This window comes from Bacillus sp. LR_5 (assembly GCF_042709275.1).
In genome coordinates, this window is the sequence record NZ_JAVAXX010000204.1 from 1 (window position 1) to 11,950 (window position 11,950).

Annotated in this window: 11 protein-coding genes; 9 read left to right on the forward strand and 2 right to left on the reverse strand. The window is 44.5% G+C overall.

Translation table 11 applies throughout. The features are described from left to right. Window positions 1-53: 53 nt before the first annotated feature. From dnaB to thrS, 5 genes are all read left to right on the forward strand, one after another. On the forward strand, window positions 54-1,472 hold the full coding sequence (dnaB, locus tag RAC86_RS27630; RefSeq protein ID WP_015251489.1) for a replicative helicase loading/DNA remodeling protein DnaB: 1,419 nt from the start codon (window positions 54-56) through the stop codon (window positions 1,470-1,472). Between the two features lie 27 nt (window positions 1,473-1,499). Then, window positions 1,500-2,435: a primosomal protein DnaI gene (dnaI, locus tag RAC86_RS27635; RefSeq protein ID WP_014480531.1), complete on the forward strand. Its 936-nt coding sequence runs from the start codon at window positions 1,500-1,502 to the stop codon at window positions 2,433-2,435. 33 nt (window positions 2,436-2,468) lie between these two features. Further along, window positions 2,469-3,110 carry a TVP38/TMEM64 family protein gene (locus tag RAC86_RS27640; protein ID WP_377886238.1) on the forward strand — a complete coding sequence of 214 codons (642 nt, stop codon included), beginning with the start codon at window positions 2,469-2,471 and terminating at the stop codon, window positions 3,108-3,110. Between the two features lie 78 nt (window positions 3,111-3,188). Further along, window positions 3,189-4,034, forward strand: a complete 846-nt coding sequence (gene ytxC / locus RAC86_RS27645; RefSeq protein ID WP_048654956.1) for a putative sporulation protein YtxC — start codon at window positions 3,189-3,191, stop codon at window positions 4,032-4,034. A gap of 396 nt (window positions 4,035-4,430) precedes the next feature. After that, window positions 4,431-6,362 carry a threonine--tRNA ligase gene (gene thrS, locus RAC86_RS27650; RefSeq protein WP_087614656.1) on the forward strand — a complete coding sequence of 644 codons (1,932 nt, stop codon included), beginning with the start codon at window positions 4,431-4,433 and terminating at the stop codon, window positions 6,360-6,362. Between the two features lie 39 nt (window positions 6,363-6,401). On the opposite strand, the gene RAC86_RS27655 is transcribed toward thrS, so the two are convergent. After that, window positions 6,402-7,184: an HAD family hydrolase gene (locus tag RAC86_RS27655; RefSeq protein WP_377886239.1), complete on the reverse strand. Its 783-nt coding sequence runs from the start codon at window positions 7,182-7,184 to the stop codon at window positions 6,402-6,404. 166 nt (window positions 7,185-7,350) lie between these two features. On the opposite strand from RAC86_RS27655, the gene lytS reads away from it, so the two are divergent. The 4 genes from lytS to lrgB all read left to right on the forward strand — a co-directional run bounded on the left by lytS (window position 7,351) and on the right by lrgB (window position 11,126). Continuing rightward, window positions 7,351-9,132 (forward strand): two-component system sensor histidine kinase LytS, encoded by a 1,782-nt coding sequence (gene lytS / locus RAC86_RS27660; RefSeq protein ID WP_003229477.1) that lies wholly within the window; start codon window positions 7,351-7,353, stop codon window positions 9,130-9,132. Beyond that, window positions 9,110-9,835, forward strand: coding sequence for a two-component system response regulator LytT (gene lytT / locus RAC86_RS27665; RefSeq protein WP_015251493.1), 726 nt, complete (start codon window positions 9,110-9,112; stop codon window positions 9,833-9,835). The genes lytS and lytT overlap by 23 nt, the downstream gene beginning before the upstream one ends. A gap of 133 nt (window positions 9,836-9,968) precedes the next feature. Continuing rightward, window positions 9,969-10,409, forward strand: coding sequence for an antiholin-like murein hydrolase modulator LrgA (gene lrgA, locus RAC86_RS27670; protein ID WP_014477620.1), 441 nt, complete (start codon window positions 9,969-9,971; stop codon window positions 10,407-10,409). Between the two features lie 21 nt (window positions 10,410-10,430). Beyond that, window positions 10,431-11,126, forward strand: a complete 696-nt coding sequence (lrgB, locus tag RAC86_RS27675; protein WP_377886241.1) for an antiholin-like protein LrgB — start codon at window positions 10,431-10,433, stop codon at window positions 11,124-11,126. 31 nt (window positions 11,127-11,157) lie between these two features. Here the strand turns inward: lrgB and RAC86_RS27680 are convergent, their stop codons facing one another. After that, window positions 11,158-11,820: a hypothetical protein gene (locus RAC86_RS27680; protein ID WP_048654953.1), complete on the reverse strand. Its 663-nt coding sequence runs from the start codon at window positions 11,818-11,820 to the stop codon at window positions 11,158-11,160. Between the last annotated feature and the right edge of the window lie 130 nt (window positions 11,821-11,950).

The window sequence follows — 11,950 nt, forward strand, 5'->3', positions numbered from 1 at the left end:
AAGAAACGGTGTAAAATGAAAGGTAGAAACAAATTCGGAAGGTTTGAGAATGTATGGCTGACTATTGGAAAGATGTACTGCCTGTAGACCCGTATGTGGTTAAAAGCAGATCGATGCTGCAGGATATTGACAGACAAATTATTACACAACTGTACCAGCCCTTAATCGGCCCTGTTGCATTCTCTCTTTATATGACATTGTGGGGAGAGCTTGAACAAAACCGTCTGTGGGGCGGAGAGTCCACACATAGACAGCTGATGGGGATGACACAGTCCAACTTAAAAACGATCCATCAGGAACAGGGGAAGCTCGAGGGCATCGGATTGCTGAAAGTATATATGAAAGAATCCGAGCGGCAGGAGCGCCTCTTTATATATGAACTCCTTCCGCCGCTCAGACCAAATGAATTTTTTGAAGACGGAATGCTGAATGTTTTTCTGTATAATAGGGTCGGAAAAACGAAATATCAGCAATTAAAACAATTTTTTACGCACCCGGCCATTTCAGAAGATGCGAAGGACATTACACGTCCGTTTAATCATGCGTTTGAATCGCTGCAGCCGAGTGAATGGAAGCTCACATCCGATATGGAGGAAACGGTAAGGCTTGCCGAGGGGTCCGAGTATACTTCTGTCGGACAGTCTCCGTCCTACACCATAACGGAGGATGTGTTTGATTTTGATTTGTTTTTAGCGGGACTTTCTGAGACGATGATACCGAGAAAAGCGATGACCCAGCAGGTGCGGGACACAATCAAAAAGCTTTCTTATCTGTACGGAATTGACCCTTTGCAAATGCAAAATGTTGTGATGAGCGCAATTGATGAGCGTGACGTCATTACGACGGAGGCATTAAGAAAAGCGGCGAGCGACTGGTATCAAATTGAAAGAAACGGACAGCTGCCCGATTTGGTGGAAAAAACACAGCCGGTGCATCTGCGTGAAGGCGAAAAACCGGCAGAAGAGGATTCTCTGGATGGGAAGCTGATCGCATTGCTGGAGGCGATTTCCCCGAAGAAGCTTCTGCAGGACATTGCTGACGGAACAGAGCCGTCAAAAGCTGATCTGAAGATCATAGAAGAAATTATGTTCGAACAGAAGCTCGAGCCAGGCGTCACAAATGTGTTAATTTATTATGTCATGCTGAAAACCGACATGAAGCTGTCAAAAAACTATATCCAAAAAATCGCTTCGCATTGGGCACGCAAAAAGGTAAAAACGGTCAGGGAAGCGATGAAGCTCGCAATAGAAGAAAACCGCCAGTATCTTGAATGGGCTGAAGGAAAAACAAAGTCTTCGAAACGAAACCAAAAAGTGATTCGTGAAGAAAAGCTTCCTGATTGGATGACAGAAAAGGAAACAGCGTCCGATTCAGAATCCGGACAGCAGAAGCTGCATCCGCAGGATTTGGAAGAACAGAAGAAAAAGATGATGGAAGAAATGCAAAAACTGAAAAAATACTCTGCCTATTAAAGACAGAGATGCGGGGTGAAGGAATAGATGGAACCAATCGGCCGTTCACTGCAGGGCGTAACCGGCAGGCCGGATTTCCAAAAACGTCTTGAACAAATGAAGGAAAAAGTCATGAAAGATCAAGATGTTCAAGCATTTTTGAAGGAAAACGAAGAAGTGATTGACCAAAAAATGATCGAAAAGAGCTTAAATAAGCTTTATGAATATATCGAACAAAGCAAGAATTGCTCCTATTGTTCGGAAGATGAAAACTGCAACAATTTGTTGGAGGGCTACCATCCGAAACTTGTTGTCAATGGGCGGTCTATTGATATCGAGTATTATGAATGTCCAGTCAAACGGAAGCTCGACCAGCAGAAGAAACAAAAGTCTCTTATGAAAAGCATGTATATCCAGCAGGATCTTCTCGGAGCGACGTTCCAGCAAGTTGATATCAGTGACCCAAGCAGACTCGCGATGTTTCAGCATGTTACAGACTTCCTGAAAAGCTATAATGAGACGGGAAAAGGGAAAGGATTATATTTATACGGGAAATTTGGGGTAGGAAAAACGTTTATGCTCGCTGCAATTGCCAATGAGCTGGCGGAAAAAGAGTATTCCTCCATGATTGTTTATGTGCCTGAATTTGTGAGAGAGCTTAAGAATTCGCTGCAAGACCAGACATTGGAAGAGAAGCTCAATATGGTAAAGACCACACCCGTATTAATGCTTGATGACATCGGAGCAGAATCAATGACAAGCTGGGTAAGGGATGAGGTCATCGGAACGGTGCTTCAGCACAGAATGTCCCAGCAGCTGCCAACGTTCTTTTCTTCTAATTTCTCACCTGACGAGCTGAAGCATCATTTTACGTATTCGCAGAGGGGAGAAAAAGAAGAAGTAAAAGCTGCAAGATTAATGGAGCGGATATTATATTTGGCTGCTCCGATCCGCCTTGACGGAGAAAACCGCCGACATCCATAATTGCTGCGGTTCAAAGGGGAAGGAACTGAGGGTATGAAACGAAAAACGGCTGTCAAATGGCTGGCAGTGCTTGCAGGTGCTGGTTTACTCTATTGGGGAAATAAAACGTATTTGAATGTATCGCCGAAAGAAATCAGGGTATGGGTATTGTCGTTCGGAGTCTTTGCACCTCTGATGTTTATCGGGATATCCATCGTCAGGCCACTTGTTTTATTTCCGGTGTCTGTTATTTCAATAGCTGGCGGACTTGCGTTTGGCCCGCTTCTCGGCACGCTTTATACGTTATTCGGTTCGATGTGCGCTTCAGCTGTTTCGTTTTTTGCGGCCAGTTTGTTTTCGGCGAAAAAGAACGGGCATTACGAAAGGCTTGAAGCCATACAGAAGCAAATGGAGGATAACGGATTTTTCTATATCTTTCTTTTGAGAATCCTGCCGATCAATTTTGATTTCGTCAGCTATGCGGCAGGCCTTTCCAATGTCAAAGCGCTGCCGTATTTTGCCGCAACGGCTGTGGGAATCATCCCTGGGACGATTGCGCTTAATGTGCTGGGTGCGAGCTTTTTGGCTGGCAATCTGCCCGCTTTCTTTATGGTGCTCGCTTTGTATATCGTGTTTATCTCACTGCCGTTCATCTTCAGAAAGAAAATGCAAAACTTGTTCCAAGAATCAAATTAAGATTTGCCAGTGACCTTTACGTCTATTTTAAAAACATCCCCCATATACTTGTAACAGATGCCGTAAGGGGGGACAAACATGCTTGAAATAATCTTTGAAGATGACCATGATGCAGCCGCTTTTTTACATCTCATTCAGCATTCGGACGATCGGAACAATATCATTGTCCGTGAAGGCATACGAAAAATCGGGATTGAAAAAGCGAATCCGGCTTTTCCTATTCAGCGTTTTATGGAGCCGATTCTGGTCAAATTTTTTTTGGAATGCAAAGAAGACGAGCATATGCTGTCATTGATTGAGGAAACTTATTGTTTCACGGACCAGGATGAACAGCAGCAAATCCTTCAGCTCGCACACAGTATTATTGAAGGTGAAGCAGCCGATCTTCCGTTTGAGCCGCTGAAGCTTTCACGGAAACAATCTATTTTGGATGAACTCCAAACGATCTGTTTAGAGGAAGGAGTATTTTACATTCGCTCCTTTCAGACCTTCCGACTTGGATCATACTATAAGCAGCTGAGAGATATTACAGAAGCAGCGATTGATGAATATAAGATGGAACAGGAATATCAAAACTTTATTCAAACACTCAGAGACTATGTAAACGCCAAACAGCCGCGAATCAAAAAAGTGCATATTGTCCATGATGGTTCCTTTACATTATGGGAGCTGCGCTATGTGCCGGAACGGGAAAAAATGAAATACATAGACAGAAGATTTGTCCGGGATCATCCTATGTATATTGATTCTCATTTGCTCGCGCCGCTGATTTCCATTGCGCCTGATGAAGTCGTGCTTTATACCGACCAGCCCGAGCACATGATGGCAAGGACCATTCAAAACGTATTTCAAGAGAGAGTGGAAATGCTTCCGCTGCATGCTTTTACAGATGCAGAAATACCGGTGAAGCACTCGGAAGGATGAGGGCCGGCAGCCTGTCTATATAAGGCTGTCGGTTTAAAAAAAGGAAACGCGATCGTGTTGATTTTTTGGATTGAACAATTTATAATACATAGGAGATTAAGAAAGACACACGTATTGATAAGGACACGAAGGAATGATTCCGGCTCAAAGAGAGGGAAGCCCTGGCTGCAAGCTTCCCAGCTAAGGACCATTCGCTTTACCGCCTTTGAACTTCAGCTGTGAACCTCTTGAAAAGGAACAGTAATGGCTGACGGGAACTCCCGTTACAGAGCTTAGAGCCGCAGGTGCCGTGTATTGGCTTTGCGGAAAAAAGGGTGGAACCACGATTCCGTTTATTCAACCTCGTCCCTTTCATAGGGGGCGGGGTTTTTATATGCAAAAAAAGGAGTGACAAAGATGTCAGATATGGTAAAAATCACATTTCCTGATGGAGCAGTCAAGGAGTTTGCGAAAGGAACAACAACAGAAGATATCGCGGCATCCATCAGTCCGGGATTAAAGAAAAAATCATTAGCCGGAAAACTGAACGGAAAAGAAATCGATTTGAGAACGCCGATCAATGAAGACGGTACAGTGGAAATCATTACAGAAGGCTCAGAAGAAGGTCTTCAAATTATGCGCCACAGTGCGGCTCACTTGCTGGCTCAAGCGATTAAACGCATCTACAAGGATGTTAAATTCGGCGTCGGTCCGGTTATCGAAAACGGTTTTTACTACGATGTAGAAATGGACGAAGCGATTACACCGGAGGATCTGCCGAAAATCGAGAAAGAAATGAAAAAAATCGTTAATGCGAACCTTCCGATCGTTCGAAAAGAAGTCAGCCGTGAAGAAGCGAAAGCCCGTTTTGCGGAAATCGGCGACGACCTGAAGCTTGAACTATTGGATGCGATTCCTGAAGGAGAAACCGTTTCGATCTATGAGCAAGGCGAATTCTTTGACCTGTGCCGCGGCGTCCATGTTCCTTCAACCGGAAAAATCAAAGAATTTAAGCTGTTAAGCCTTGCAGGCGCATACTGGCGCGGTGACAGCAAAAACCAAATGCTTCAGCGCGTATATGGTACAGCTTTCTTCAAAAAAGCTGATCTTGAAGAGCATCTTCGTATGCTAGAAGAAGCGAAAGAACGCGACCACAGAAAGCTTGGCAAAGAATTAAAGCTGTTCGCGAACTCTCAAAAAGTCGGACAAGGCCTGCCGCTTTGGCTGCCAAAAGGCGCAACAATCCGCCGCGTCATCGAGCGCTACATTGTCGATAAAGAAATCAGCCTCGGCTATGAGCACGTATACACACCTGTGCTAGGCAGCAAAGAGCTGTATGAAACATCAGGACACTGGGATCATTATCAGGAAGGCATGTTCCCTCCGATGGAAATGGACAATGAAACACTTGTATTGCGTCCGATGAACTGTCCGCACCATATGATGATTTACAAACAAGACATTCACAGTTACCGCGAGCTTCCGATTCGTATTGCAGAGCTTGGAACGATGCACCGCTATGAAATGTCAGGTGCGCTGTCAGGGCTTCAACGGGTACGCGGAATGACGTTAAATGATGCACACATCTTTGTGCGCCCGGATCAAATTAAGGATGAGTTTATCCGTACAGTCCGTTTAATCCAGGATGTTTATGAAGACTTCGGTTTAAGTGATTACACATTCCGTCTGTCTTACCGCGATCCGGAAGATACAGAGAAATATTTTGATGACGATGAAATGTGGAACAAAGCGCAATCCATGCTGAAAGAGGCAATGGACGAAATCGGCCACGACTATTACGAAGCAGAAGGTGAAGCGGCATTCTACGGCCCTAAACTTGATGTTCAGGTGAAAACTGCGATTGGAAAAGAAGAAACACTGTCTACGGTTCAGCTTGATTTCTTATTGCCGGAACGTTTCGACCTGACATACATCGGTGAGGACGGCAAGCAGCACCGTCCGGTTGTGATTCACAGAGGTGTCGTTTCAACAATGGAACGCTTTGTTGCCTTCTTAATCGAAGAACACAAAGGCGCGCTGCCGACATGGCTTGCACCGGTTCAGTTCCAAGTCATCCCGGTTTCTCCGGCTGTGCATTTAGACTACGCGAAAAAAGTGCAGGAACGCCTGCAACGTGAAGGCCTGCGTGTTGAAGTCGACAGCCGCGATGAAAAAATCGGCTACAAAATCCGTGAAGCGCAAATGCAAAAAATCCCGTACATGCTGGTGGTCGGTGACCAAGAAGCAGAAAACGGAGCGGTAAACGTGCGTAAATACGGAGAACAGAACTCTGAAACCATTTCACTTGATGAGTTTGTGAAAAAGGCAGTAGCTGAAGCGAAAAAATAAAATAAAAAGCATGATCTCATTGAAGAGATCATGCTTTTTTTATTTCTCTAATATAGAAAACAAATCATGAAGGCTGCTGATGATGTAATCAGGCGTTACGTCAGTTTCGTTTTTCTTTTCCGTTCGGTTGATCCAAACGGTTTTGATTCCGGCTCTTGAAGCGCCTAAAATATCAGTATTCAAATTATCGCCGACCATGATGGCATCGTCTTTTTCAATATTCATCAGCTTAAGGCAGTGTTCAAAAATTGAAACATCCGGCTTGCCCTTGCCGAATGCGCCCGAGATGACGATTTCATTGAAGTAAGGAGCGAGCTCAGGTACGCCGGCAAGCTTCTCCTTTTGCAGACTCGGATCGCCATTTGTCAAAAGCAATAATTCATACTTGCCTTTTAATTGATCGAGTACAGCAAATGTTTCATCATATACAAACGGGCGCTTTCTGCGCTCTGCCGCAAAAAACTCTCCCAAGTATTCGCCATATGCAGGATCATCGATCCCAAGCGCTTTCAGTCCGTTTGTCCATGCATTTCTTCTGTACTCCGGCACAATCTTGTTCAGCTTTTGAAAGCCTTCACTGATTGGCTCTGAGAAATTGGACCACAGTCCTTCAAACGGGTTAATGCCGATCATCACTGTATATGGATACGTCTCATATGACATGTACAATTCTCTCGCTGCTTCGCGAACAGCTGCTTCGAATTCCTCAGGGGCAAGGCCATATTTTTTCTCCGCCTGTAAGCAAGTTTCTGCAAATGTTGTTCTGACGCTTTTCTCGTCCCAAAGTAGTGTATCATCTAAATCAAAAAATACGGCTTTCATGATCTTCTCCTCTGCTTCAGATTCAAATCTTTCTGCCAAAAGGCTCATGTTTTATTTTACAATAGATAAAAGCCTTGTGAAATATGTTTTCAGACGATTTTAAAAAAACAGTCAGCCGTAAAACGAAAACATGCTAGAATGAAAACGGAAAGAACAGGTGACATGAATGATTCATTTAATGATTATGATGCTGGAGAGAGTGGGGATTATTGTTATATTAGGGTTCATTCTCGCCCATACGAAACTTTTCAGACAAGCTCTTCAGAATCAGGACGGCTATAAAGGAAAAGCGATTTTAATTTCAATTTTTTCTCTTTTCAGCATCATCAGCAATTATACAGGCATCGAAATTCAAAGAAATATGATTGTAAACAATGACTGGGTGTTTACGATAGATCCATCGGGCTCTATCGCGAATACCCGTATTTTGGGCGTGGAAATCGGGGGCCTTCTCGGAGGTCCGTTTGTAGGGGCTGGGATCGGCATACTGGCGGGCCTGCATCGTTTTTCACTCGGTGGCAGCACGGCTTTAAGCTGTGCCGTATCATCTATTTTAGCGGGTGTTCTTGCAGGCTTGATCGGCAGGTATTTTACGAAGCGATATCGAATGCCGACACCGCGCATCGCCGCTCTTGTGGGAATCGGCATGGAGTCACTGCAAATGATCATTATTTTGCTGATGGCAAAGCCGTTCAGTGACGCTTGGGAGCTTGTCAGCATGATCGGAATTCCGATGATACTCATCAATGGAACAGGCAGTTTTATTTTTCTGTCTATTATTCAAGCGATCATTCGCAAGGAAGAACAGGCAAGGGCTCTCGAAACGCATCGAGTGCTGACGATTGCTGATCAGACACTTCCATTTTTTCGCCAAGGATTAAATGAAAACTCCTGTAAAAGTGTAGCGGCTATTATCCATAAGCTGACAGGAACAGATGCGGTGTCTCTCACTGACAAAGAAAAGATCCTTGCGCATGTCGGTGCGGGAATGGATCACCACATCCCATCGAAAAGTTTGATCACCGGGCTGTCCAAAAAGGTGATTAAAACAGGGCATATTATGAAGGCGATTTCGCAGGAAGAGATTGAATGCACGCATGCTGAATGCCCTTTGCACGCTGCAATTGTCCTGCCGCTGACATCGAACGGCAATACAATCGGCACCTTAAAAATGTACTTTAAAAGCCCGGCAGGCCTGAGTCAGGTAGAGGAGGAACTTGCCGAGGGGCTGGCCATGCTGTTTTCGACACAGCTTGAGCTTGGGGAAGCAGAGCTGCAAAGCAAACTTCTCAAGGATGCTGAAATTAAAGCGCTTCAAGCACAGGTGAATCCGCATTTTTTATTTAATGCGATCAACACGATTTCTGCGCTATGCCGTACAGATGTTGAAAAAACCCGTAAGCTCCTATTGCAGCTCAGTGTTTATTTTCGTTCAAACCTTCAAGGAGCGAGACAGCTGCTGATTCCGCTCTCAAAGGAGCTGAACCATCTTAACGCCTATTTGTCATTAGAACAGGCGCGTTTTCCCGGGAAATATAAAATTGAGCTTAATATCGACAGCAGACTGGAGCAGATTGAAATCCCTCCGTTTGTTTTGCAGGTGCTTGTCGAGAACGCGCTTCGGCACGCGTTTCCGAAAAAACAAGACATATGCAAGGTTACAGTCTGTGTCTTATCTGATGATGCATCCGTCTATATGAAGGTGGCGGATAACGGACGCGGAATTCCGCCGGACGTCTTGCCGGAACTGGGAAAGAAACCGTTTCCGTCTAAGGAGGGAACCGGTACAGCGCTTTATAACCTAAATCAGCGGCTGATCGGTTTATTCGGACAGCAGGCTGCACTGCATATCAGCAGTGAGGTTCATAAAGGGACAGAGGTTTCCTTTCAAGTGCCAATGCAACAGATGAAAGAGGGAGAAGAACATGCTCAGGGTGTTAATAGTTGATGATGAGATGCTGGCAAGGGATGAACTGGCTTACTTGCTTAAGCGGACCAATGAGGAAATGGAAATCAATGAAGCGGAAAATATCGAATCCGCTTTTGACCAAATGATGGATCAAAAACCTGATTTGCTGTTTTTAGACGTTGATTTATCCGGAGAAAACGGTTTTGATATCGCAAAGCGATTGAAGAAAATGAAGCATCCTCCTGCTGTTGTGTTTGCGACAGCGTATGACCAGTATGCGCTCAAAGCGTTTGAGGTGGACGCTCTTGATTATTTAACCAAGCCTTTCGATGAAGAAAGAATTCAGCAAACGCTGAAAAAATATAAAAAAGTCAATCGGGATATTGTAGAAACAGAGCAAAACAGCCATGCCGGCCAGCACAAGCTCGCGCTATCTGTGGGGGAATCGATTGTGATTGTGGATACGAAGGACATTATCTATGCCGGAACAGAAGATGGTCATGTCAATGTAAAAACCTTCGATCATTCTTATACGGTCAGCGATACACTCGTTGTGATTGAGAAAAAGCTGCCGGATTCTGATTTTATCCGCGTCCATCGGAGCTTTGTCGTGAATACCGAATATATTAAAGAAATTCAGCCATGGTTTAATTCAACGTATAATCTGATCATGAAAGACGGATCGAAAATACCGGTCAGCCGGACATATGCGAAGGAATTGAAAAAGCTGCTCCATATTTGATGGGCGGCTTTTTGCATTTCAGCCATTTGATTCTGCAACTCAGACCCGCTATACGGCATGTTATCTTGTAAGCGCTTTATAACAGGGGATTCTTATTTATAATGAGGGTACCAAAGAGAAAGAGGTGAAGAAAATGAGTGCTAAAAAAGTGTACGGGTTTTTAACACAAGCATTTATTTTTGCCGTCATTATGCTGGTTTCAAATATGATTGCCGCTATTGTCCCAATACCTATCCCGGCATCGGTTGTAGGGTTGGTCTTATTATTTCTCCTATTATGTTTGAAAGTCATTAAACTGGAACAAGTGGAAACGCTCGGAACGTCTTTAACCTCTCTGATCGGATTTTTATTTGTTCCGTCAGGTATATCTGTTATGAATTCGCTTGGTGTGATGCAGCAATACGGCCTGCAAATTGTTCTTGTCATTCTGCTCGCAACGATTATTTTGCTGGGGGCTACGGGATTGTTTTCTCAGCTGATTCTGTCGCTGAGCGGAAAACGCAAAACCGCAGCGGACATGAAAACAAAAACAGTGCAAAGCCCGCAGAACAATAACGAACTCGTTCACCATTAAGGGAAACAGGAGGTTCTTCACATGGAAAGCACAATGAGTCCTTATTTTGGGATTGTCGTATCACTTGCTGCATTCGGCATCGGCACCTTTTTATTTAAGAAAACGAAAGGCTTCTTCCTTTTCACTCCTTTGTTTGTTGCCATGGTGCTGGGGATCGCATTTTTAAAAATCGGCGGTTTTTCCTACGCGGATTATAATAACGGGGGAGAGATCATTAAGTTTTTCCTTGAACCGGCAACGATCGCATTTGCAATTCCTTTGTACAAACAAAGAGATAAGCTTAAAAAATACTGGTGGCAAATCATGGCCTCCATTATTGCCGGCTCTATCTGCTCTGTCACGATTGTTTATCTGCTCGCTAAAGGCATTCATCTCGATTCGGCCGTAATGAAAAGCATGCTTCCGCAGGCGGCTACAACGGCAATTGCGCTTCCTTTATCAAAAGGCATCGGGGGCATCAGCGACATCACAGCCTTTGCGGTCATCTTTAACGCTGTCATCGTATATGCGCTCGGAGCATTGTTCTTGAAGGTGTTTAAAGTGAAAAATCCGATTTCTAAAGGATTGGCTCTTGGAACATCCGGACATGCACTTGGTGTAGCGGTCGGGATTGAGATGGGAGAAGTTGAAGCTGCGTTGGCAAGTATTGCTGTTGTCGTAGTAGGAGTGGTAACGGTTCTGGTCATCCCTGTGTTCGTGCAGCTGATCGGAGGATAAGCCAAGGCTGAATGCCTTGGCTTTTTTTATTTTATGGTGCGTCTTCGGGATCGATATACCCTTGTTTAATGCCCCATTCTACTTGATCGTCATGCCACTTTTTTCGTTCTTCATAACCATAACCATCGTCATCAGGAAGCTCTGAAGCTGGCTGTTGAATGGTTTTATCTGTCTGACTCGAGGAAGATGGTGGATTTTTACTATTAGATGAGGGTGCCTCGGTCTGCTGCCGTTGTGCCTGTGATTGCCGCTTTTTCTCAGCGTTCGCTTTCTGCTCTTTTTGGATTGCTGCCTGCCGCTGTCTTTCAAGTTCAGCTTGTCTTTTTGCTTCCGCTAATCGCTGATTCTCCGCCGCCTGCTGCTCTGCTAATCGCTGTCTCTCCGCTTTTTCCTCCTGCTGTTTCTTTCGTTTCGCCTCCCGCTCTTTTTCAAGCTTTTTCTCTGCGGCGATTTGTCTTTGCTTTTCAGCTTCTTCTTTTGCCTTCCGCTTTCCTAACTCAGTAGCAAGTGGACTCTCGAACTTCATGTCCAATGAAACGGGTTTTAGTTTTTTTAGCTCTTTCTCCAGCCCCTTTTGAGGAAATGCTGCAGTTGTCTTAACAGTTTCGACTTTTGATTCGGAAGATGTGCTGATATTCGAGCAACCGGTTAATATCAATGTGAAAAATAAAGCAAGCTGTATCAGTTTGTTCATGTGTCAGGCTCCCTTCTGCTTCTTATATCGGTCAAAGATTAACTTTGTTTTACATTTCTTCCTGTCGGTGGTTTTGTTGTAAATTGCGAAATAAGGGGGGAATTGTTGGTTTTTTGCATCTTGGTGAGGC